The following is a 23,600-nucleotide window of genomic DNA, read 5'->3' on the forward strand; positions in this document are numbered from 1 at the left end:
CGATGGATCACCCTGACCGCCATTCGGGTCCGGCGTTTTCGTTTGTGCCGGATCAGGAACCTTCCCGTCCGCGCCGGCTGTGTGCGCTGGCACATGCAAATGGTGCGCTAAGGACTTTGCCGCATCGGAGACATGCCCCACGTTTTCGTCGTAGCCCTTAAGGATTTCATCATCGATCCGATCGGATCGAGTGTCTCTGAAGGGAATCTGAGGAAAGCCCTCGTTGTGAATGTCTTCGCACGTCTTCTGCACACGTTGCGCGGTCGAATTAACCAGATCTTTTGTGTCGGCGATCTTCTTTTCGATGAGTTGCAGTTTGCCTTTTACCCGCTCCGCGGCGGCCTGACTGAGTTCGTGATCGTCGATGATCCCGGAGGCCTCGTCGTAAGCCGCTTGGGCACCGGTGCCCTCCCAATGATCGGACAGCTTCATACGCTGCCTGCCCGCATCGGGAACAACCTGATCGCGCACGTTAGTTGCCAATGTGCCGAACGCGTCGGCGGCAGCGCCGATGGCCTCTTCGTCGGCGTGCGGCCACGCGGGGCCGAGTACAGTCTGGCCACCGTACTCACTGGTATCGGGTTGCTTAGTCCCCACTGTGGCTACCGCCCGTTGCGCTTCCTGACACGATTCCGAGTCTGCATACCGTTACCCCACTGCCTTGCAAGCGAACTCGACCACATTCGCGGCGCGAGTTGCCGCTGCTGCGAGATATTTATCGGCCGGGGTATAGGTAGGCAGCGCCTCCAAATAGGCCTTCCGGTACTGAACCGATAGGTCCGCGAGGTCGCGCAGCGTCGGATTCTCGCTTCTACGACCCAACGCGGAAAGCTGCGTGTTCAAAAGTCTCATGACGGGAACCACATCGTCGTTTGTCTTTCGTTGTTCCGGCGACCATTCAGTGCCAGGGATATCCGGACTTGTCCGGTTCCAGGCATCGCTATTGGCGTAGTATTGTTCTATCGCTGAATTCCATTCTGGGCAAACAGAATTCGGCTCAGACAGCATTTTTTGCGCATCAGCGGGATCGCGCACCGGCGCGACATCAGAAGGCGCCGGCAGGGCCTGAACCAATGGTCCCCGGGCGGCGGCTGAACTGTACGAAATCGCAGCGCATATTCTGTCGATTGCATCGGCCGCTCTGGCTGCGGCCGCAGCCAGGTTGTTGTTGATGGGTGCGTAGTTGGGGATGCTGTCGGCATAGGCTCGTGCATAGGCGATGAATTGTTCGTACAGTTCCCGCATGACTCGATGCGGGGTCAGTTTCGCTGAGGGGATGATTTGGTCGGCGGCATCCCGGAATGCCTGTCCGGCAGCCTCGTACTGACCACGGATCTCCGGCGTCCAGTCCGCGGCGGCAAGCTCCGGGTCGCGCTTTTCCCAGCCATTCGTGGTCCGACTGATGTACGCGCTGATTACGGGATACTGCGTTTTGCAAGAGGGGTCCTCGGTAATCACCGCCACGGGCCCGGTGTCATTAGCGCTGGCAATATCCGGGTGCGCCGCACCGCTGACGGATGCGGTCGGCGGAGCGGCCGTTGGCGAACCGGGGTCGCCACCGTCGCCCTTGTTCGCCACCGACAACGTGACCGCGGCGGTCACACCGACCACCGCCACTAATGCCACTCCACCCAGCGCCCACTTCCAGCCGTTGCCCCGCTTCCGAGCCTGCACCGGTTGCAACGGCGCCTGCTGCCAGGCCGGCGGCTGGTTCGGATTCGCCCCCGGATACCCACCCGGCCCGCCAAACGGTGGCTGGCCGCCATGCTGTGGTGGTTGGGAGCCGCCATGCGGCGGCTGAGAACCCCCTGCGGGAGGCACCGAACCAGGAGGAGGCGGTAGAGTCACCGATGCACCCCCACACGAGCATTCACGTCATTCATCTCAATAACCCTGCCGTGCTTCACAGCGCAACCTCCGGTGACGTCTCTGTCATTCGCCGATGCCGTGGTGCTTCACCAGGAATCGACGACTCTGTCTGCGGGGCACCCACCGGTGCCTGCGGACCACGGCCGGCATCCGCTCCGGCCGCGTCCTTGTTCTTGTCCTCTGGCGACCTGTCGTCGGAGGACTTGTCTTCATCGTCCATGTCTTTGCCCTCGGGCTTGTCGCCCGCAGATCCCGGCTGCCCAGCACCTTGAGCGCCGTTGGCAGCGGCATCGCCCTTGGCGCCCTCGCCCGGCTTCTCCGGACCCTGGGACGCCTGCTGCACGATGCCCTGAACACCCTGCATCACCGGCTGCACCATCTGCCCAGCCGCCCCCGCCGCTTGCATGGGTACCTGCACCGCCTGCTGCCCAACCTGCATTGCCACACCCATCAACTGGCTCAGCAGACTCCCGCCGCCATCACCAGCCGATGAAGCGGCAGCCGGGGTGCTCCCCGGAGAGCCGGCACCGAACGCATCAGCAGGATCCGACAGCTTGCTCCCTGCAGAGCTGATCTGATCCCCTCCCGCCCCATCGGTAGCGTGATACGAACCTCGGGCAGCCTGCAAATTCGCGGCGAAACGCTCCTCACGCGCACGAGTGGCGGCAACCTGCTGTTTCACGTCGGATTCATAGTCCGGAACCACCGCTGCCACCAGAACGCTGAGCGGGTCACTGCCAGCTGTAACCGGAGGGGCTGCCGGTACCGTTACCTCAGCCGGATCCCAGGCAAGCTTCGTCTCATCAACCCGAATACCGGGATACCCCATCCGCAATTCCCCTCGTACGACCCACGGCAGATCCACCAACGCAGGCATAGCACCTGCCAGCTTAACGGCCGTTCGTTCCCGTCGTATGCGCCAATCTCCAGCGGCGACTCCGGTCGGCCCAAGCTTCAAGCGAAGCCCCTACCGAGGCAAGTCTGTCGAGGGTGTAGGCCGCGCTTTGCGGTCAGGGCCACATGCAGCGAACTCGCCTGCTTTAGGCCACGTCTGCCGAACAACTCCACCGGAGCCGAACACCTTCTTCGCCCACTCGGTCCGCACCGGCCGCGCCCCAATTCGGCAGTGACCAAATCCCAACTCGTTGCCCCGATCTCACCGGGATAGTCCGACCTAACGTTGCGAAGCACCGTTTGCTGCCGCTCGGCCGTCGACGGTTCTGCGAGATTCCCGACGACGACGATTCAGGACCTCATGATCCGCGTCCAACGAGACCTTCCCAAGGTGGTATGCGGATGTTCCCCGGCGATGCGAGACTCTGCCTTCGTGGGGACTGTTCGAAGATCGAGTGTTCCGCCGAGGAGTTGGGCTGCAGCGGCGCCGGCCTAGTGGAATGGGATGTACCGGCCGGGATATGGCTGCGTTGCTGTGGTCGGCGTCTGAACCCACTGGCTGCCCGCACTACCCGCCGCCGCGGTGCCATGACCGGATTCGCCTTACGTCACAACGCAATCACCGCGTTCATCAACGGAGGCCCCGACAACCCGCTGCGTCCTGGGCATCTGGCCGCCCCGATCCGGCGGACGCTATCGCCATTCCAACTCGGCCGTGATGTCACCACGGTCGAACTGGTCCTGGGAGTGATCGAAGGTGTCGCAGCATTGGCCATCGCGTGCGAAACGCACGTGGGCGTCCAGTGGCACGACGTACATCAAGTCCACCACTGCCTTCAACTTCGTTCTTCTTCGAGCGCTCCGGCTACCGTGGTTTGCGTCAGGCAAGGGTGGGCATCCATCCGACCCCAGTCGGCAGCCTGCCATACTCTGTCGGAACGCCTGCGGAGATCGCCGCACGCGGAGCGGATTCAGGGGGCAGATGTGGCTTTGCAATCGATGACGCGATGGATCGCGGTTGGGGCATTCCCGGTGATCGGGGCTTTGGCCGGATGCTCCGGCAGCTTCGAGGTCGGCACGATGTCGTCTCCATCCTCGTCGCCCGCGTCTTCGTCGTCTCCCACTTCAAGCGCACCCGCCGTGCCCGAGGTGAGCAAGAAGGCGTTGGAGTCCGCCGCAATGAAGCAACTTCAACCGAAAATCGACGTCCCAATCGACTCCGTTGATTGCGACGGTGGCCTGCCCGCAAAGGTGAATGCGACCCAGACGTGCGCAGTGACCGTCGGTGAAGACACCTATCAGGCAACCGTGACGGCCACCGAGGTCAACGGCACGAATATCGACTTCCATATCTCGATTCCACCCGGTCAGGGCAAGTCGGGCGACTCATCGGGTCCTGACGACTCGTCACCCAGCCCGGCCAACTGACACGCCGTCAGTTAGCGCCGAACAGCAGAAATAACCGGGGATCATCTGAACATCGCTTGCATCGTGAGGCGACCAGATGAATAGTCAGGCGGAGCAGACCTCGGTACGGGAGATTACCCGCCGTGAACGTGACTGGCGGCCGCCGGTCGGCTGCCAAGGGGGATGACGGGCACATGGCACCTTACGGTTCCAACGACTGGGATGACGCCGACGACAACGGCTTCGACGCGCTCGACTTCGGAGCCCCGGTGTTCGAAGAGGGTTCCGGCCTCGACGCTTTGCCAGACCACCACAGCGGTCAGGAGTTTGACCACGGCGAGGCCTTCGACGCGGCAAGCGACTACCTCTACCACGCGCCCGACGAGACCGAGGTCAACGGCTTCGGTGCCGTCAACGACGAAGCTGAGCCCGAAGGGACAGAACAGATCCCGGTGGTACAGGCCATCAATCCGCCTGGCACCGTCGCCGTCAGCGCCTACCTCAACGGCTCGATCGCCAAGGTCGACCTGGATCCGACGGTCGTCAGACTCACCGAAGCCCAACTAGCGGACGAAATCTGTTTCGTGGCCGGCGTGGCCGCCAAACGTGCGACCGCCGTGCTGCACGGCGACGCCGTGAACATGCTCGTAGAGCATGGAATGGACGTCCGCGAAGCTCGGTACTTCGTCGAGACGAACATGCCGTACGCGACTCCGGAACAGGCAGATGGCGCCGACCAGGCGCTCATAGCGCGACACTTCGGCCAGTAGCGCTAGGCGTTCTGATCCTGGCTGACCCGGCCACTGTGGTGGCCAAATCATCGCCGCGCGTTCACTGATCGCCGTTGTCGATGATCAGGTGGAACGCGGGAACAGTCGTCTACGGCTGGCGTGCAAGGCATTGCCTGCATTGGGATGCCCCCGGGGATCGGACCAAGCGGCGCCTCACACGCTCCGGTACAGCAGTCCTTTGTACGCCCACCCAGAAGCAGTCGCAGTGTCTCGCAACGGATTCTTCATGTCGTTCGTATCGAATCGATAGTCGTAACCGTTGACGGTCCCTGACGCAGTCACCTGTAGATTGCCACTGGAATCGACCCGGATCTGGCGGAACCGATTGTTGTCGTCGCGGCGCCACTCCCACATCTGGTCTTTGGCCCGCAGTTCAGACTTCTCCGGATCCAACCGCATGAGGACCATGAAGCTCTCGTTGATGTTGATCTCGTCGAAGATCGGCTGCCACCGCGGATCGCCCGTCCGCCACTCCGCAACAAGGTCAACGCCCTCTTCGGATGTGCCCTGTCGCACTCGCCACGGCGCTGCAGCATTGTTCAACCGCATCAACCGTTGCCACAGTTCTTGAGGGGACACAGCAATGACGTCTGGCTCCGGCTTGCGGCTGCCGCTGCCGAAGAAATCAGAGAAACCCACGATTGCCGCTCAGGACATCGGCTTGTCGTCGACCTTGGCATCGAACTTGATGTTGTCGTCACTCACCGATGTCGCGGTGACAGTCACACCCAATTTCGTACCCTTGACGGTCAACACACATCGCTGCGTCGCCCCCACCTTGGCTTCAAGGTCACCGTCGCAGGTCACCGAATCCGCCTTCTTACCCGCCTGGGCTTCCAACTTCTCCTTGACCGTTTTAGCCAACTGATCTTTGGGCGTACCAGTGCTGCCGATATGTACGTTGGCCGAACAGGCGCCAAGGACTCCTGCAGCCACGAGCATTGAAGCAGCCAGCATTCGGCGCGTATCAAGCTTTGTATTTAGCATTGTCAATTCCCCTCTGAATACTTCTCACTACACCATTGGTTTGCGATCAACCTGAATATCGAACTTGACTTCGGCACTTTCGACGGCGGTCACAGTAACTGTGACGCCCAGTTTGGTTTCACCAACCACTAGCGCACATCGCTGGACGGCGCCAATTTCTGCGGGAAGGTCGCCGTTGCAGATCACCGCGTCAGCCTTCTTCCCGGCCGAGCGTTCCAAAAGGTCTTTCACGCGCGATTCTAAATGCTCTTTAGTCAGCCCAGCACGCCCAGGACTACCGGCAGGTGCATCAACCGTTTCACCGGTGTTTCGTCGCGCCTGGATGGATTCCATGAACTGCACGACCGCAGATTGCCCGGATTCATAGGCGTCCGCCGGCGCGCTGTACAGCAGCTGAATCAGAACCAATTTAGACGGTTCTTCAGTCGGTATTTCGAAGAGAAACTGGGACTGCTTGATATCTATGGATCGGCCGTCGAGATTGACGGTGAATTGAAGTTCCTGGGCGTACTGATCGGGCGGGGACTCCGAGATCATCCCTTCCCGCACCAACGTCAAATCCGTGGTCCTGCCGGCCAGTCTCTGACGGTACGTCGCAGCCCGCTCGGCTAGGTCGCCAGTAGGCCCCATGAGCTGTTCGGTGACCGTGATGTTCGTCGTGAAGGGCGCATCAAGATCAGCTCTGCGTAGCAAGACGATTGATGCGGCGTCCTCGTTCACGACCTGGGGCTCGACAGAGACCCAACCGTCGGGTACGTCGCCTGTGAGCTCAATACCCCGACCAGCCACATGTCCCCCTTAGAATCCGAACCACTTGCCGACCTTCTTGGCCCCGTCCTTGATGGTGTCGGTGACCTTACCGGGGTCAATCTCCACCTCGAAGCCCACCTTGCCACCCACGCCTAATGCGGCGCCGACCGATCCGCCGATCTTGAGCTTGCCGTCGTGGAACCCGGCATCCAGATCTCCCGAGACACCGATCCCGGCTTGCAACTCGCCGTGGGCCCCCACGCCGACACCACCCACGTCGACGCTGGCGTCCCCGGTCAGACGTGCGCCGGCAAAAGCTTCGGCCTCCAAATTCACGCCGTCAGCGCCTATGGACGCATTGGCGGTGGCGTCAGCTTCAACGGCCGCGCGTACCTCGCCCTCAGCCTCGGCGATGCCATAGGTTGCCGAACCCTTCGCCTCAGCACCAACCAAGGTCGCATTGGCGTTGGCACCTGCCGAGATACCGTCAGAGGTGACCTCTACATTGGCCTTCGCCTCAGCGCTGAGGACATCGACACCTGCGGTGCCCTTGACCTCAACGCCGTTGTCGAACGTGTGCTTACCTTCGGGAGTCTCCTTTGAATAGACCGAAGCCTTTCCGCTGGTGACTTCTTTCTCGTAGAGCTTTACGCCGGGGCCTTTTTTGGACTTGTCGTCGCCGTTCTTCCCGTCTTTATCCTTGCCATCTTTGTCTTTGCCGTCTTTTTTCTCGTCTTTTCGGGACCCGAAGTCACGCTCTTTCTTGTTCTTCGGATCGAATTCCTTCGACTTCTCGAGCAGCTTCTTCTTCTCGCCAGGCTCAAAAGCTTTCGCCAGGAGGTCATCCGCCTTATTCGCCGCTTGCAGCAGCTTGTCGACGGCTGACTGGGTGTTCTTCACCATCGTCTCGACGAGCTTTTTGCTCGCCGCCTGAAGCGATTCGACCGACGGCGCTATCACCCGACTAGTCGCCGCATCGATCACAATCCCGTAGGCCCCCGCCGTTGAACGAAGCGCCGCCAGTTGGGATTTGACCTGACTTACCTCGTTCGCCGCGGTCCGCGCGGCGGTGGAGACCCCCGTGGAATCCTGGACATGGGTGAGCAGATCGCTTGCGCGAGCCTGTGTCTGTTGCAGCGCCGCCGCGGACCCCTGGCCCGACCAGCTTTGGAACGCAGTCAGACTCCCGAGCGAGCCACTGACCCGAGAGGCAGCTTCAGCTCGGACCGCACTTGACTGGCTGACCGCATTGATTGCAGCAGAATCCCACCGATCGATATCGGCTACGTTCAAGCCCACGGATCAAACCACGCTGGAATCGAATGTGTCGCCGGCTGACTTCACCGACTCCGCTTCGGACTCATCGGTGTGGCCGTACATCGCCGCAGCGGCAACGAAGCGCTCACCGTGCCCGGAAATATTGTGGTGATGAATCTCGGCGTCCTCGTCCCATTCGGCCAACTTTGCGGCCAAGGCTGCAGCCGACTTGCCGATCCACCCGGACTGCGCTGCCGCGAGCTGCTGGCTCGAGGAGGCAAGTTCACCCCGCAACGTTTCAGCAAGCTCGCCTACCTGCTTGCCCGATTCGTGCACAGCCGCCGCGTCCACACGTAGTTGGCTCATCGGCCCCCCTCTACCAATGCTCAAACAGTCCGCCAGGCGCGGCCTCTCACGAGTAGCTAGCCTAACCCGCGGTCACAGGCCTCAGGTGCAGAAGTTTTAGCTCATGGGCCGAACCCGCCGGCTGAGTTCTCAGCTGCCGAAAAGCTCCGCCGGTGCGGAGTATTCCTGCGCCCAACTCGGTCCGCGCCGGCGCAGTAGGCCCGACCACGCTGGTCACCAAATCCCAAGCGCCGCTTGAATTTGACCGAAACAGTCCGACGTAGCGCTTCGAGGCGTCACCGTTTGCCGCCACCTCGGCCAGCGCTGTCCCGGCGTAGTCGAACGGGCTCCAGTCGGGCTGTTGAGCTGCATGGACACGAACGCCACCCGCTCGCCGCCTTGAAGGTCTGCACGGAAATCTGAGCGGGTTTACCCAGTTGGCCGTATACATCGGTGGCCGCGGCCTTCAAAATCGCCTCGCCCTCAGGCGAATTCTGATTCACGTCGTGCCCTTGCTGGGCTTCCCGCGTCGGCGACCCGGTCGGCGCACACCCCGCCCACTAATCGCCATGCACACGGCCACCAAGCCGGGCAACCAACACTCGCCGGCACCGAGTCATCACGGTCTGACGCTACCGATGCCGACGATGGGCACTGCGATTGGCATGCACCGCGTCCCTACCGGGCAAGCCTCCGCCAAAGCCCACCAGCCACCCCGTAAACCTCAGTGCAACCGCAGGTTTCGCAGCAGGTCGTAGACGCCGGCGATCCACAGCAGCAACGGAATCACCGCGGCAATGGCCAGGCCGTCACCCAGTTCCAGGATCCGCTTGGTCACCGGTGACACGCGGCGCACGCCGTCGGTCGCACCGATGGTGATCACCGCAACCAACCCGAGCGCCGTGTAGATCGCCAGCACCAGCCACGCACTGGCGGGATTCCATAGGCACAACCGAACCATCACACCGGTGGGCACGGTGACCGCTGCCGCGAGCAGTGCCCAGGAGCACCACCGCTCAGCATAGAGCCGCGACCGGAAGCCACAGATCACAGCCACCAGGGCGGCCACGATCATGCTGTGTACGAAGAAGTGTCCTTGCACCACAACGGCAATCGCGCCGACCGACAGCACCAGCGCACCCGCCGATAGGAACCCGATCAACAGCTGGCGGGTGAGCAGGCTGCGCTCCTGCAGCCGTGCCGCCGATTCCGGCACCGAGGCGATGATCGCCTTCCAGGTGGGCGAGGCCTCGTCGACCTCGTCGGGAGTGATGACCGGGTCGAGCAGCTCGTCGTTGGACACCGACTCACCGGGCGCCGGGATGGGCGGCAGGGCGATACGGGCAACGGCGACAGTGAGTTTGGCGGCATTGGTCACCACGATCAACCCGAACGCGATGGCTCCGGCCGGTACCCACGTGCCGCCGTCGTAACCGACGGCGATCGCCGCACCGGTGATGGCGATCGCCATCACCGCCGCGAATGAGGCCACGTCAGCCCGACCTCGTGGCCCGCCACGGGTCGCCAAAGTCAACAACAGCACGACCGCACCCGCTCCGGCCAGCTGCGGCGCGCCGAGAGAATCGGCGTCATAGGGCAACGGCACGGCCAGCGCCGCGGCGCCGCCCAGCACGATCGTCGCCGCGAGCATCAGGCTCTCGGCCAAATCCAGGTTCTGGTAACGGCTCTGCGCGGCGAAGCTTCCGCCGAGCAGGCCCAGACCGAACAGCCCCAGCGCCAACGCCCACCACCAGCCCTGGCCGGCCCCATTCCAGGACACCAGCGACATGACGGTGATGACTGTGGCGACCACCGGAATGGCGATGCCGACAAAGCGATTCAGTGCCGTGCGGTCGAAGACCGGTGATTCGTCGAGCACCGCGATCGCGTCGATCACGTCCTCGACAAGCGGGCGGTACCGCTCGGTGCGGCTGACCGAAACCAAGGTCAGCAACGAACCGTCGACCACCCCGGCATCATCCAGGGATTCGTCGGCCTTCAGTGGCGGCGCACCCGGGCGGGCGAATGCCCACATGCCCTGCTCGGAGAAATCGAAACCGGCGAGGGTGTCCTTGGGAGTGTCCTCGAGCAATTCGCCCAGGACACTCACGGTTTCGTCGATGTAGGTCTCGATCGCCGCCGTGGCGGGCAACACCAGATCCGTCATCCGCTTACCGGTGAGGATGGTGACGCGGGTGGTGGCCGGCCGGCCGGGCGTCGAGCTCGATGTGTCAGCGGCAGCTGCGGTCGCGGTCAACGCCGTTCAAGCCTGTCGAAATCGTCGGAAAGCGCAGCGGCCAGCTCGGTGATGCGCCGCTGGAACGTGTCGCTGAGCAGCTCGAGCTGAATCTCGGTGCCCGCGGCGATGTGCTTGTCCCACGGCAGCACGACGACCCGGCCCGGAGGTACGTGGCGTTCGAACTGCTGCACCAGATCCTCGACGTCGACGTTGGGCTTACCCGGCGTGACGTGGTTGATGACGACACAGGACCGGCCGAGCAGATCCTGGTATCCGTTCTGGCGCAACCAGTCCATGGTGATGGCGGCCTGCCGGGCCCCGTCGATCGAGGCGCTGGCCACGATGACCATGCCCGACACGGTGGACAGCACTCCGCGGGACGCCTTCTGGAACAGGCCGGCACCGCAGTCGGCGAGGACGAGGTTGTAGTAGCGCGACACCACCGCGGTGGCGCCTTTCCAGTCGTCGTCGTTGAACTCACGCTGTGCGCCGCTGTAGTCCTCGGACGACAGCACCTCGAGGTTCGCGCCGTTCATGCTCGTGTAGGCGCGAATGTCGTTGTAGCGCGACAGTTCCTGGTCGGCGAGCAGATCGGAGATCGTCGCGGCGGACTGACGCCCGGCCCGGTCGGCCAGGTTGCCGCCGTCGGGGTCGGCGTCGATCGCCAGGATGCGGTCACCACGGACCTTTGCCATGGCCGATCCCAGCGCGACCGTCACCGCGGTCTTGCCGACGCCGCCCTTCAGACCGAACACCCCGATCTGGTAGGAGTCACGGGCATTGCGCCGAATCCGGTTGTGCAGGTCAAGTTCGTAGATCTCATCCGGCGACAGACCGAGGTTGATCCGCGTCGTGAGATAGAGCCAGTGGCGCCATCCGCGCTGGGACGGCATCTTCACGCCGGTCTTCACTCCGACGTGCGACAACGCGTCGATCGCGCGGTGGTTGCCCATCGTGGCGGCCGAGGTGGGTCCGGGCGCGGCCGGAGTCGGGATGGCCTGCCCCGCTCGCCACTGGCCACTGACCTCGGGATCGAGATCGGCGAACTGCGACGGTGCCGGGCCGGGCGCGACGCGCGGCGCCGGGCCGGGCATGGCGCGGGCCTGCTCGTGCCGGGCGCCCTGGCCGAACTGCTGTTGCTGCTGCGGAGCCCGCAGCATGGAGTTCTGCGGCCACTGCGGCGCGCTCGCCGGCGGCTGCGGCATGGGCGCAGGCATCGGCTGCGCCGTCTCCGCGTGCCGAGGCTGCGGCGCTGCCTGAGTCTGGGTGGAGGCCGTGGGGGCCACGGGCACATCCGTGGTACTGGTTTCCCCAACCGGGACCGGCGGTGGCGCCGCTGCCGCGGCGGCCTTCAGGATGGCATCTCTGTCCACGATGGCCGTGGCGTCGTCGACCGGTTTACCCGGTTCCGACGAGTGAAAGAGCCGGTCATAGTCGGCCGACATGGGGACCCCTCAGATAGTCAAAAACAGATGGTTAGATCTTTACACCCAAGCGCAAGTGGTGGGCGGGTTCGGGCCATCGTCAGATGGTCCGAGCACCCGCCCACCAAAGCATGCTTGTTTGCCGCGTAATACTAGGCAAACATCCCCGAGACGCCGGCCTCGGTCTGGGCCATGGTCTGGCCCGCCTCGCTGATGGTCTGCGCGAGGTTCTGCAGCGCCGTGTTCAGCTCGTTGGCGGTGCTGTCCCAACGGGTCTGAACGGCCTGGTAGGCGTCCGAACCCGAGCCACCCCATGCTGCGGCGAGCGAGGCCAGCGAGCCCTTGCCCTCGTCCAGCAGACCGGCGGTGGTGCTGACGGCGCCGTGGATCTCACCGGCTCCGCCTTCGATACCAGCGAAATTCCAAACCTGTTCAGTCATGTGTTTGTCTCCGTTCTTGAGGTCAGTTAGGTCAGATGTTCATCGCCGAGGACAGCGTGCTGGCCTGGTCGTCGTCGGTGCTGGTGTACTGCGTGCCCGAGGTGTGGATGTTGTTCGAGATGTCGTTCAGTTCCTGCATCTGCTTGTTGGCAGCGTCCTGGAACCGCAGCAGTGCGCTCTGAGCGGCGTCGCCCGCGGCACCCCGCATCTGAGCCGCCAGGGCGCCGCCGGTCGAGTCGACCTGCGCCATGACGCTCTTGAGCTCACCGGAGATGCGCTCGAAGTTAGCAGCCTCCTTGGCGAGGACGGCGGCATCTGTATTCATCTGTGCCATGTTGGATTCCCCTTATTTTTCCTTTGTCCTCACCAGAGAAAATTTGGCGAGTCCTCCGGCCGGGTGGCCGGAAAGTCTGTGTAGTGGACGACTACCAGTCGTCGTCCCCGTCGTCGGTTTGGTCGTACGTGAGCGAGGTCGGCGCGATCAATCCGTCCTTGGTGCCGCCGCTCTTCTCTTCGTTGTTCTTGGCGGCGTGCACCGGTGCCCCGCCACCTCCGCCGGCGCCGCCACCGACCGGCGCCACCGGACCCGCGCCGCCCGCGGCCATGGCGGACACGGCAGGCTTGGCCTCGCCGCTGATGCCCAACATGCTGGACAACAGCGCCGTGCGCGGCGGAGATCCGAGAGCGCCAGGCAACGACGCCGCACGCACCAGGCCCGCGCCCGAGCTCGGGCCGGTACCGCCTGTCAGCGGATGGTTCGAGAACGGCGTCGCCCCCATCAGCCCGACCTGCATACCCTTGTCGCTGCCGCCCATGCTGGTGAACTGACTGACCATCTGGGTGACCTGCTGCAGCGGCTGGGTGAACATCTGCATCTGGCTCTGGACCATCTGCGGTATCTGCCCCGCAAGCTGACCACCCTGCTGCGCCATCTGCATGACCATCTGCATGCCCTGCTGCATGGGGTTCTTCTGGGACGGATCCTGCTTCTGCTGCGCCGCGCTCTCACCCTTGTTCGCTGCCCCGGCCCCCAGCTGCTCGGCGTGGTTGACCCACGCCCCAGTGCGCCCCGCAGTCAAGGCCACCGACTCGACCGTCGCCTTCACGGCGACGCCCTCCATAATCGCGTTGCGCATCATGCCCTGGGCGACCCGCGGTGCCGTCGACGCGAGCGCTGCTCCCGCGGTCGTCTCTCCGACCCCGGGCAACACGATCGGCGTCATCGGCATGATCGGCTCGAACAGCAGGTTGACGGTGGTTGCGGCGTGGTAGGCCTCCATCGCATCGGCGGCCTGATTCCACATCCTGACCCAGTAATCCATCTCATTCACGGCGATCGGCACGGTGTTGATACCGAGGAAATTCGTCGCGTTGAGCGTTGCAGTGGTGACGTGATTCTGTTCGATCTCAGGTATCGGCGGCGTCGTCGTCAGAGCCAGGGTGTACGAGCTCGCCTGGGCGCCGGCCTGCAGGGCGCGTTTCTGCGCCTGCATGGCCATCGTCCGCAGCCACAGAATCATCGGCATCGTCGCGGAGACCGCACGCTCACTCGCCGCGCCACTCCACACCGAGGTCAGGTTGGCGAGCGCGCCGGCGAGTTCGTCGGCTTGGGTCTCCAGCAGGATCGCCAGGCCTTCCCAACCCGTCGCGGCCTGCAGCATCGGCGCCGGACCAGCCCCGACCATCAACCGCGCGGTGTTCACCTCTGGAGGCAGCGCAAACCAGGTCGGTGGGACGGGCGGAACCGCAACCATTACCAGATGACCCTATCTGAAGACGAATTTGCCGACGAGCTGCTAGAGCGTGGTGGCCTGAGCCGCGTCGACCGCGTTGTAGATGCCCGCGATCTCCGCGTAGGCCGCACCCGCGCGGGTCAGCTCCTCCTGGGCGAACGAGTTCGCCGCAAGCGCCTCGACACCCTCGCTGGCGAAGGCCATCGCCGCCAAGGCCGAGACCTCGTCAGCACCGGCCGGAACCAGCGCGGTGACAGCGGCGGTAGCGGTGGTGCCACCGGCCAGACCACGGGCCGCGTTTGCGATCACCTGTGCCGCAACACCTTCGGCACCCGGGTTGTGCATCAACGGTTCCATTTGCTTACTCCCCTGTTTCGATTACAAATAACCAGGGACAAGCACTCAAGGCCGGCCTGGCATGAAGTTTGCCAAGCCGCCAAGGAATCTGTCCCCCGATCCCTTTGCTGGCGGGCCGCCGCCAGCGTTGCTGAGTGCGTTGGATAAATACTAACTGCCCTTTCGGGGTGGTGAGAACACTTATTCCGCGGGCGGGTCCACATAGGACGCCTGAATAACCTCCTTGCCGTCCGGCGCGACCATAAATGCCTGGCCAGGCGGCCTTTTCTTGACGATGATCTCCCGCGACGGGAAATCGTTCTTCTCGCCGGACAGGAACAACGTCGGCGAACCGGCGCCGAACGCAGCACCCACGAACTTGTCCATCGTGGCCCGGTGCGCCAGGCTCATCTGGCACGTCACGATGATGTGCAGGCCGATGTCGGCCGCCGCCGGCAGCAACGCACTCAACGGCGCCATCGGCGACACCATGCCCGCAGCGGCGGTGATCATGTGCCAGTCGTCGACCAGCAGCACGATGTCGGGACCGCTCCACCAGGACCGCGACCGCAACTGTGCGGTGGTCAGATCCGCCGGTGGCAGCCGCTTCTTCAGGTTGGTGGCCAGCGCCTTGATCGACTCTTCCAGCGATGCGCTGTTGCGGTTGATCGCGCCGGCGGCCAGCAGATGCGACTCGGGCACCGCGTCGAGCAGGCCCGATCGGTAGTCGGCCAGCATGAACCGCACCTGGTCGGGACTGTTGCGACTGCAGATCGCCTTGGCGACCGCATGTGCGATGGTGGTCTTCCCCGACTTCGGAGCGCCGAAGATCAGCAAATGCGGCGTCATGTTCATCTGGTTGTAGGCGACCGCGAGGTCAGACTCGCGCAGCCCCAACGGCACCTGCCAGCGGGTCCGGTAGTCGGAGTCGGGTCCGGGCGGATTCGGGTCGAGCTGATGGAGGTAGATCTTCTCCGGGAGCACCCGCACCTGCGGCGCCTGGTCGGTGTAGCGCGAGGCCACTTCCTGTACGCCTGCCGAGATGGCATCGACGATGTTGGCGGCGCTGTGTACGCCGTCCAGCCGGGGCACCCCGATCATCAGGTGGTGCTTCTCGAGGGAGACGGCACGGCCCGGTCGGTTGGCCGGGATGTCCCGGGTGATCCGGTCGATCTGGGTCTCGTTGACGTCACCCAGGCGGAACTCCACCTTGACGCCCAGATAGTCACGCACCCTCGATTTGAGCTCGGTCCAGCGCGGGGTCGAGATGATGACGTGCACGCCGTACGCCAGACCCTGACCGGCCAGGTCCTGCACCGCCGCTTCCAGATCGGGGAACTCGGCCACGAACGCCGGCCAGCCGTCGATCACGAGGAAGACGTCACCGAACGGATCCTGGGCAGCGGGGTTGTTCGGATCCTCTCGCATCTCACGGTAGGACGAAATCGAGCCCACGCGGTATTGCTTGAACACCTGCTCACGGGCCCTCAGCACCGCCTTGACCTCGGCCACGACCCGGTTGACCCGGTCCGGTTCGGCACGGGTGGCGACGCCACCCACATGCGGCAGGTCTTCCATGTACATCAAGCCACCGCCACCGAGGTCGATGCAGTAGAACTGCACCTGCCGCGGCGTATGGGTCGCCGCGGCCGACAGCATCAAGGTCTGCAGGAATGTCGACTTGCCGGTCTGCGGGGCACCACCGATTGCGATGTTGCCGCCGGCCGCCGAGACGTCGATACCCCAGATGTCCTGCCGATGCCGGCGCGGCTCATCCATGATCCCCAGCGCGAAGCGCAGTGGCTGACGCTGGTAATCACGCTCGACCAGCTCGTTGACCGGGGTCGGATCAGTCAGCGGCGGCAGCCACATCTTGTAGGCGCGGCTCTCACCGGTGCCCAACTGGCCGAGGACGACCTCGCGCAGCACCCTCGGTTCGGCATCTGTACTCATACGCGATCCGCCTCCGGCTCCTCGCTGGCCCTCATGAACTGACCGCCGTATCGAAGATCGGTGTCGTCGTGAACTGGTGAATCCGCACCCGGGCCTGTCGCTTCGACCGCGGTTTGGCTTCGCCGTCGGCCGACTCCTCAACCTCGGGCACGTAGTTGGCCCCGGTGTAGAGGGTGCTGAACTTCACCGGATCCTCCATACCCACCCGCAGGAAGCCCACACCGCTCTCCTTGTTGGTGATGTACTGCGCCTCGGGCGTACCGATCACCGCCTTGGACTCGGCAGAACTGGTGGTACGCAAGGCAATTCGGTACGTCAGGTTCGGCTCGAGCTTGTCGATCCGGACGCCGCCGGTGTTCAGCGACTGGGTGGCCAGCAGCAGGTGCACGCGCAGCGACCGGCCGACGCGGCAGATGCGGTCGAACAGCTGGATGAAGTCCGGGTGGTTCTGCAGGAGCTCGGCGAACTCGTCCACCACCACGAACAGCGTCGGCAACGGTGGCAGGTCCGCACCACGCTCGCGGTGCTTCTCGTACTCGGCCACGCCGGACAACGCACCCGCGGCGCCCACCTGCATACCGGCCTGACGCAGAATCTGCTGGCGCCGGTCGAGTTCACCGGTGAGCACCTCGCCCATACGGCCGACCAGCTCGGCTTCCTCTTCCATGTTGGTGACGACGGCCGCGGTGTGCGGCAGCTTCTCCATACCCAGGAAGGTCGAACCGCCCTTGAAGTCGGTGAGCAGCAGGTTGATCTGGTCGGGGTGGTGGGTGGCCACCAGCGACAGGATCATGGTGCGCAGGAACTCCGACTTACCCGAGCCGGTGGTTCCGATGAGCATGCCGTGCGGGCCGGCACCGAACTCGGCGCCCTCCTTGATGTCCAGCTTCATCACCTCGCCGGACTTGAGCTCGTGCCCGAACGGGATCTTGAGCCGGTCGCGGTCGGTGTCGGTGAACATCCGCCAGCGCGCCGGGGTCACCTCTTCGACCGACTTGGCGCCCACCAGGTGGTGCCATTCCTTGGACACCTTCTTCTGCACCCGGACGTTCTTGTCGATGATCGTTCCGGTGATCGACCAGCCGGCCAGCTTGCGGGCGATCCGGCCCGCCTGCGCCGGAGTCATCCGGTCGACGACCCGGGTGACCTCGCGGTAGTTCTGGTTCGGCAACTTGTCGTCGGCCGTCCCGTCCGCGTCGACCCGCAACCGGTACGCCGAACCCCGGTGATTGCCGAGCGTGAGCACGGTGACCCCGGCCCGGCCGTCGACGGGGAAACCGGCCTTGCCGCCGGTCAGGTCCACCACGATGACGTACGGGCCGCCGGGCGCGGCGTCGGCGCTGTGCGGACCGCGCGCGGTCAGATCGCTCAGGCCGTCGGGGCGGGTGTAGACCAGCCGGGTGGGCCCGGCCGCATCGGTGTCGGTCTGGTGCTGGGTGTGCGGCAGCCACTTGAGCCACGACCACTTCGGGTCTTCCGGATTGTCCGTGAGCACCCGGATCTGCAACAGGTCCGGCGGATGGAACACCGCCAGATGACAGATCATCGCGGTCAGCATCGCCGAGGCGCCGTCGATGTCGCCGCCCACGGCGATCGTCGGAAATGTCCGCAGCTGAACAAGTTTCGGGCAATCGTGGATCAGTCCGTGGGTGCGCAGGAACTTGGTCACCCACATGTGGCTGACCGGCTCCAGGTGCGGCTGCGGCGCACCCTGCGGACCCGCCAGCTCACCGCTGGTGTTCGGCTTGAGCAGCCGGTCCACCGCGATCTCAGCACCGATGCCGATCCGGGTTGCGGCATAGAAGTCGGAGTTGGCCTGACGTGACCACTGCCGATGCGTGCCGATGATCGACAACAGATCGTCGGGATGCGGTGCGTGGTAACCGAAGAACGAGACCTGCGCCGACGCCGACGACGTCACGCGGGTGCGCAGGCCGGCCAGATACCGCAGGTATTCCTTGCGGTCGGCATTGATCTCGGGGACCTTCTTGCCACCGGAGCCGCCGGCGCCCATCATGCCGACGGTGCCCATGATCATCATCAACGGCATCATCAGCATGTACGGCGACAGCTGACGCACACCGGTGAAGATCATGATCGCGATCATGCCGAGCATGCAGCCGCCCATGACCCAGGGCATGGCCTTCTGCATGCCCGACGGCGGGATCTCGATACCGAGGTCATCCGGTGCGGCGACGTTGATCTCGCCCGGTGTCAGCCGTGGCCCCCGCTTGACGGTCGGGGTGAACTTCTTGGTTGTCATGAGCCTTGCTTGCTTTCCACTTTGCGCGGATGGGGGTCGGCAGGCAGCGTGTCGTGCTCAAGCAACGCCGCGTCCTTCGACAACACCGGGCCCTCCACCAGCAGCCCGACGACCTGCCACGGTGCGTTCACCGCACCGGACAAGCCCAGATTCTTCGCCGCATCGTCGTTGGCGATGCCGTACCGCACTCCTTGCGGGTCGATGTAATACAGGCTCTCGCCCACCCGGGGATCCGGCGACTGCAGCCGCACGAACTGACCGCCTTCGATGTACACCGTTGCGTCACCGCCGATCTGGTCGATTCCGGTGCCGACCGCCGACGACGGGATCGGCAGCCGACGGCCGGCGATCACGGTGGTCTTGGGCGCCTGATCGCCCGGCTCCCGCTGCCAGGCCCAGCACAGCACCGGGGCGTCCTGACGCAGCAGCACCTCGAGCGGCTTGTCCGGCAACGGCGACCCGTAGACCTTCTCGGCGATCTTGGCGACCACACTGGCCTCGACCGACGGCGGCTGCAACAGGCCGTAGGAATTCGTGGCGCGCAACGCCGCAGCGGTGGTGGGGTTGACCCGGGCCACCCCGTCCGGCAGCACCACATAGTGCTGCGGGTCTGATTCGGTGGCCGTCTGGAAGACCGAACCGATCACCAGATTCTCCGGTAGGCCAACGGTATTCGGCGCGCCTGCGGCCCCGATCGCCGGAAGCTGCCAGGGGCCCCGGTTGGCCAGTGCGTTGAACAGCCCCTCGGAGACCGGGGTGGCCTTCGCGGTCACCGGGATGCCCACGGCCGAGCTGATCGCCCGGTCCGACAGGTCGATGCTGTGCCTGCCGTCCTCGGTGACCAGCCAGTTCCCCCCCTGGAAGGACACCAGCATGCCCTGATTCGGGCGCATCGGGCCGACCCCGGTGTCGGTTGCCAGCGACCTGATCAGGACGGAGGACTCCACCTTGGGCGCCGAGCTGTCGGGCTTGGCCACGGTGTCGCACAACGTCCACCGCGAGGCAGGTGCGCCGATCGGGGTGGCGTACGGCGCGCCGGGAATACCGATCGGCTGTCCCTTGGGCAACCGGTTCAGCTCCTCGGACTTCACCGCGGACGGGGTACCGGCATTACCGAGCGCCAACCGCGCCGAGGTCAGGTTGTACACCGGGCGAAGCAGATTGCTGCCGGGCAGCATCACGTACAGCTGATTGGTGGTGCGGTCCACCAACAACTGGTCACTGCTCTGCTTGCCCAACGGCTTGAAGTACGCCATCAGCCCCGCGCCGAGACAGATCAGCACCGAGACGACGACACCGGCGAACACCGCCCGGCTGTAGAACTGCAGCGGATCGTCGAACATCCGGGTATCGCGGCGCACGATCGCGTGCTCGACGCGGCGCAGCAGAAAACGCCAGCCGCTGACCTGGACCTTGGTGGTGAGCCGGAAACCTGCCATCGCTTATTCGCCGACATTCAGGCGGCTGTGCACCGCCGCGATCGCCGCTGACATGTCGTCCCCGTTGACCTCACTGAGCTGTTCGACACCCAGGCCCTCGAAGTCCAGCGACCGGGACAGCCGCATGTCGCGGTTCTGCTCACCGGCCTCCACCAACTGCCGTGCGTAGCGACCGTTACCTGCGATGTCGAGTGCCGGCTTGTTGTTGAGCGTGCGCTGGCTCAACAACGAGGCCGCCTCGTTGACGCGCTTGCAGGCGTCATCGTCGAGCCACGAATCATTCGACTTGGCAATGACTTTGGCGATCTCGACGATGTCGTCGGGCGAGTACGAATCGAACTCGATCCGGGTGGCGAACCGGGACCGCAGACCGTCGTTGGCCTCCAACAGGCGGTCGATGTCGTTGCTGTAGCCGGCGATGATGACCACCAGGCGGTCGCGGTCGTTCTCCATCCGGGCCAACAGGGTGTCCAGCGCCTCGGTACCGAACGGGTCGGCGCGGCCGTCGCGCTCCTGCACCAGGGTGTAGGCCTCGTCGATGAACAGCACACCACCCAGGGCGCGATCGATCGTCTTGGCCGTCTTGACCGCCGACTGCCCTTCGTACTCCGCGACGAAATCCTTACGGGAGGTTTCGATCAGCTTCGGCTCGGCGATCACGCCAAGGCCGGCCAGGATGTTGGCGACCACGCGCGCGATCGTCGTCTTACCCGTACCGGGCGGACCCGCGAAGATCATGTGCTTGGAGGTCTGGGCTACCTTCATGCCGCGCGCGGCCCGGATCCGGGCCATCTGCGTCGCCGCCCGGTAGGCCTCGATCTGCTCCTTGACCCGGCTCAGACCGATCTGCTTGTCCAGTTCGGCCTGCGCCTCGGCGAGCAGCTTGTCCCTCCCCGAGGTATCGGCCACCACGCTGGACGGATCCCACGGATCGGTGCGGGCAGCGATCTTCTCAGCAGTCGTGGTCTCCAGCCGGTAGGCCGGATCACGCAGTGCTGCAGTGACTTTGGGCTCAGGGAAGTTCGCCTGCAGCCATTCCAGGAGAACCTGGGCTGATTCCTCGTTGCCCTGGTAACGCCGCGCCATCGCCAGGTACCAGGCGATTGCCGGTGCGCATGCCTGGCCGGCCGGTGTGTCATTGGCCTCGGTGAGCCTGCGGTCGGCCTCGGTGAACAGTCCAAGGTTAGCCGCCGCGACACCATGCGCCACACCAGCGGCCGCGCCAAGGAACTTGTCTGGCCACTGGTCGGCGCCGCGTACCTGGTCGATCACATCGGTCCAGCGTTGGGCCGCACCGTAGATGACCGCCTTGACCCAGGCCACCAGATGGTCGGACCCGCCGGCCGGGGCATCCTCCAAGGCCTCCATCGCGTCGGCGTAGTTACCCTCGGCAGCCTCCTGCACGGCGAAACCAAGGGTGATCGCCAGCGGCGAGTTGATCGGGTAGGAGATGTCCTTCCCGTAGATGCCGCCGATCGGCACCCGCGCGCCGACACCGTTCATCGAGATCTCGGCGGTACCGGCCAGCTGCCCGAAGTTCGAGCGTGAATACCAGGCCCGGAACAGCGTCACCCGGTCGCTGTCACCACAGCGGATCCGACCCACCCAGGCGTCACAGGCGGTTTCGTCGTAATTGGTTATCTCGGTGAATATCTCGAGCGATCGGGCCGGCGAGCCGGACAGCATGCCCACCGCGCTACCGAACATTCCAGCAAGGTGGTCAGCCATCGTCGCCTCCATAGCGGTTCGAAAAGACCTGGGACCGAGCATCATCGGCCTGCTCGGGCGTAGGTAGATCCAGGTCACGGGTCAGAAAGTCGCGGGTCGCCGCGTCGTCGTGTCCATGCTCCCGCATTCCCGCGAGCATGAACGAGTACTGGGCGGACTTGGCCTGTTGAGCAGCCAGGCCCGCGATCACCAGGATCTCCTCGGCGAGATCCTGTTCGGACAGATTGGTGACTTTCGGTGCCAACTCGATCTGATGGACCCGGCCATCCATGAATGCCGTCACCGTGACGGTTTCGGGCGGATTGGTGACGGTGAACAGCGGCACCGTGAGTGTCTCGTCGTCCACGCCGGACACGTCCGCGAAACCGTCACCCAATACCGCATCGTCGTGCGGCACGACGTCGTCGTAGGTCCCGAGCGCATCGAGGGCCGTTGCGTTCGAACCGTCGTCCGAGTACGAGAAATCCAGCGCCGCGAGGTCGTCATAGTCGCCTTCGTCGTCGTCCGGAGAATGTGGCGGAAAGTCACCCACCGTGGCGGCCTCTTTCAGTACGCGTAGGAGCTTTCCGGATCAGACTTGTCGAACCACGAACCCGAGGGCAGGAATTCGATCAAACCGTCCAACGCCCGCTGCAGGTTGTCCTTGGTCCCAGTCAGGAAGCTGCCGTAGAGCTCCCCGTTGACCCTGCGCGGAATGGACACGATGCGTCCCTGCTTCGAGTCCAGCACACCCGCGGCCACGTCGACCTGGGAGGTGGTGCCGCCCGGATTGCGCTCGGACACCACCAGCTCCACCCAGCTCTCGGGCTCGGAGATGATGTTGGCGTAGACCCGAGCCGAGGTCGGCGGGATCCCGTAGCCGGTCAGCTCGTCGGCGGTTCGGCAATTGGCGAGCGTCGCCGCGACACCGGTCAACGGCTCGACGCTGGCCGGTTGGCCTTCGCCGAGCACAGTGGTCACCATGCCGGCCAGACCCACCTGTGCGGCCACTCGCTGCAGTACCAGCATGTCGTTGTCGCGGGCCGCGACCACGTGCCGGCCACCCTTGCGGCACACCACGAACCGGATCATCTTGCCGCCCAGGTCGCGACGCCACCAGCGCCCCTCCAGGGTGCGCTCGGGCCGGCTCAGCGTGTCGAGCATCGCGGCCACCTCGGGATGCGGGGTGCCGAACACGTCCAGCACGCTCTGGGCCGTGAGGTCACGGGCCACCTGCTCCCACACCGTCTTGCGCAGATCGGGCTGCGGAATGTTCAACCGGATTCCCATCGAAGGCGGGAAATCGGTCAGCCCCAGCTTGTCGGCGACCACCAGGATCCCGTCGATGGTCAGCTCGACCCCGACGACATCGTCGATGGCCGCGGTGTTCGCGTCAGCGCCAAAAGAATTTGTCATCCGTCGCTCCGCCTCTACCGAATGGATCCATGGAGGGCACCGGACATCGTCGAATCCGTCCGGTCGTATCCGCCCGCTGCGCGGGATAGTTTCGACCCGAGGTCTCGCGACACACTGGCCAAACCCGTGCCCGCGGTCCGACGCGCGTTGACCGCGCGCGCAATGGCCGCAGCCGACGCCGACGAAATCGGGCCATGCGTCAGACGCACCGCGGTGTCGACCCCTTCGACCACACCGGTAGCCACAGTCAGGCTGGTCGCAGCCTGACCTTGTTTGGCCGATAGCTCGTGCAAATGAGCGGTGGCAACCCGCAAATCACCCGCCATGAAATTCCCCTCGATCCCTGTCCC

The 23,600-nt window shown here is 64.5% G+C and carries 22 protein-coding genes and 1 pseudogene; 2 read left to right on the forward strand and 21 right to left on the reverse strand.

From position 1 onward, the window contains the following. From AB0876_RS07390 to AB0876_RS07400, 3 genes and pseudogenes are all read right to left on the reverse strand, one after another. A pseudogene (locus tag AB0876_RS07390) lies at positions 1-597 on the reverse strand (hypothetical protein); the annotation flags it as partial. A gap of 51 nt (positions 598-648) precedes the next feature. Next, complete coding sequence (locus AB0876_RS07395) at positions 649-1,602, reverse strand: ESX-1 system-associated protein (protein WP_526041625.1); 954 nt, start codon at positions 1,600-1,602, stop codon at positions 649-651. 301 nt (positions 1,603-1,903) lie between these two features. Continuing rightward, entirely contained in the window at positions 1,904-2,734 is an 831-nt protein-coding gene (locus AB0876_RS07400) for a PE domain-containing protein (RefSeq protein ID WP_526041626.1), read from the reverse strand. A gap of 617 nt (positions 2,735-3,351) precedes the next feature. Between AB0876_RS07400 and AB0876_RS07405 the strand changes: the two genes are divergently transcribed. Next, a complete protein-coding gene (locus AB0876_RS07405) occupies positions 3,352-4,191 on the forward strand; it encodes a DUF4333 domain-containing protein (protein WP_526041627.1) in 840 nt (279 codons plus the stop codon). Positions 4,192-4,364: 173 nt separating this feature from the next. After that, the gene (locus tag AB0876_RS07410; RefSeq protein WP_526041628.1) at positions 4,365-4,940 is read left to right on the forward strand and encodes a hypothetical protein; all 576 of its coding nucleotides are present in this window, start codon (positions 4,365-4,367) and stop codon (positions 4,938-4,940) included. Between the two features lie 174 nt (positions 4,941-5,114). Here AB0876_RS07410 and AB0876_RS07415 read toward each other — a convergent pair whose 3' ends face one another. The 18 genes from AB0876_RS07415 to AB0876_RS07500 all read right to left on the reverse strand — a co-directional run bounded on the left by AB0876_RS07415 (position 5,115) and on the right by AB0876_RS07500 (position 23,576). Next, a complete protein-coding gene (locus tag AB0876_RS07415) occupies positions 5,115-5,600 on the reverse strand; it encodes a hypothetical protein (protein ID WP_526041629.1) in 486 nt (161 codons plus the stop codon). Positions 5,601-5,609: 9 nt separating this feature from the next. After that, positions 5,610-5,948, reverse strand: a complete 339-nt coding sequence (locus AB0876_RS07420) for a DUF4333 domain-containing protein (protein ID WP_526041630.1) — start codon at positions 5,946-5,948, stop codon at positions 5,610-5,612. Positions 5,949-5,975: 27 nt separating this feature from the next. Further along, positions 5,976-6,668, reverse strand: a complete 693-nt coding sequence (locus AB0876_RS07425) for a DUF4333 domain-containing protein (protein WP_526041631.1) — start codon at positions 6,666-6,668, stop codon at positions 5,976-5,978. A gap of 78 nt (positions 6,669-6,746) precedes the next feature. After that, positions 6,747-7,997, reverse strand: coding sequence for an Rv0964c family protein (locus AB0876_RS07430; RefSeq protein ID WP_526041632.1), 1,251 nt, complete (start codon positions 7,995-7,997; stop codon positions 6,747-6,749). Positions 7,998-8,000: 3 nt separating this feature from the next. Beyond that, positions 8,001-8,321 carry a WXG100 family type VII secretion target gene (locus AB0876_RS07435; RefSeq protein ID WP_526041633.1) on the reverse strand — a complete coding sequence of 107 codons (321 nt, stop codon included), beginning with the start codon at positions 8,319-8,321 and terminating at the stop codon, positions 8,001-8,003. A 703-nt stretch (positions 8,322-9,024) separates the two neighbouring features. After that, entirely contained in the window at positions 9,025-10,557 is a 1,533-nt protein-coding gene (eccD, locus tag AB0876_RS07440; RefSeq protein ID WP_526041634.1) for a type VII secretion integral membrane protein EccD, read from the reverse strand. Next, complete coding sequence (locus AB0876_RS07445; RefSeq protein ID WP_526041635.1) at positions 10,554-11,984, reverse strand: MinD/ParA family ATP-binding protein; 1,431 nt, start codon at positions 11,982-11,984, stop codon at positions 10,554-10,556. Before AB0876_RS07445 ends, eccD begins: the two co-directional genes overlap by 4 nt. A gap of 131 nt (positions 11,985-12,115) precedes the next feature. Further along, positions 12,116-12,403 carry a WXG100 family type VII secretion target gene (locus AB0876_RS07450; protein WP_064957546.1) on the reverse strand — a complete coding sequence of 96 codons (288 nt, stop codon included), beginning with the start codon at positions 12,401-12,403 and terminating at the stop codon, positions 12,116-12,118. Positions 12,404-12,434: 31 nt separating this feature from the next. After that, entirely contained in the window at positions 12,435-12,737 is a 303-nt protein-coding gene (locus AB0876_RS07455; RefSeq protein ID WP_491840030.1) for a WXG100 family type VII secretion target, read from the reverse strand. A 91-nt stretch (positions 12,738-12,828) separates the two neighbouring features. After that, a complete protein-coding gene (locus AB0876_RS07460) occupies positions 12,829-14,157 on the reverse strand; it encodes a PPE family protein (RefSeq protein ID WP_526041636.1) in 1,329 nt (442 codons plus the stop codon). 42 nt (positions 14,158-14,199) lie between these two features. After that, entirely contained in the window at positions 14,200-14,493 is a 294-nt protein-coding gene (locus tag AB0876_RS07465) for a PE family protein (protein ID WP_064957543.1), read from the reverse strand. A 180-nt stretch (positions 14,494-14,673) separates the two neighbouring features. Beyond that, positions 14,674-16,425 (reverse strand): type VII secretion protein EccCb, encoded by a 1,752-nt coding sequence (gene eccCb / locus AB0876_RS07470; RefSeq protein WP_491840028.1) that lies wholly within the window; start codon positions 16,423-16,425, stop codon positions 14,674-14,676. Positions 16,426-16,456: 31 nt separating this feature from the next. Beyond that, positions 16,457-18,688: a type VII secretion protein EccCa gene (gene eccCa / locus AB0876_RS07475; protein ID WP_526041637.1), complete on the reverse strand. Its 2,232-nt coding sequence runs from the start codon at positions 18,686-18,688 to the stop codon at positions 16,457-16,459. After that, positions 18,685-20,127: a type VII secretion protein EccB gene (gene eccB, locus AB0876_RS07480; protein WP_526041638.1), complete on the reverse strand. Its 1,443-nt coding sequence runs from the start codon at positions 20,125-20,127 to the stop codon at positions 18,685-18,687. Before eccB ends, eccCa begins: the two co-directional genes overlap by 4 nt. A gap of 3 nt (positions 20,128-20,130) precedes the next feature. Then, positions 20,131-21,855 carry a type VII secretion AAA-ATPase EccA gene (gene eccA, locus AB0876_RS07485; RefSeq protein WP_526041639.1) on the reverse strand — a complete coding sequence of 575 codons (1,725 nt, stop codon included), beginning with the start codon at positions 21,853-21,855 and terminating at the stop codon, positions 20,131-20,133. Continuing rightward, a complete protein-coding gene (locus AB0876_RS07490) occupies positions 21,848-22,387 on the reverse strand; it encodes a YbaB/EbfC family DNA-binding protein (RefSeq protein ID WP_526041640.1) in 540 nt (179 codons plus the stop codon). The genes eccA and AB0876_RS07490 overlap by 8 nt, the downstream gene beginning before the upstream one ends. A gap of 14 nt (positions 22,388-22,401) precedes the next feature. Next, positions 22,402-23,250: an ESX secretion-associated protein EspG gene (locus tag AB0876_RS07495; protein WP_526041641.1), complete on the reverse strand. Its 849-nt coding sequence runs from the start codon at positions 23,248-23,250 to the stop codon at positions 22,402-22,404. A gap of 14 nt (positions 23,251-23,264) precedes the next feature. Then, positions 23,265-23,576, reverse strand: a complete 312-nt coding sequence (locus tag AB0876_RS07500; protein WP_491840022.1) for a type VII secretion target — start codon at positions 23,574-23,576, stop codon at positions 23,265-23,267. Positions 23,577-23,600: the final 24 nt, after the last annotated feature.

Source organism: Mycobacterium sp. NPDC049093 (assembly GCF_040704635.1).
Lineage (GTDB): Bacteria > Actinomycetota > Actinomycetes > Mycobacteriales > Mycobacteriaceae > Mycobacterium.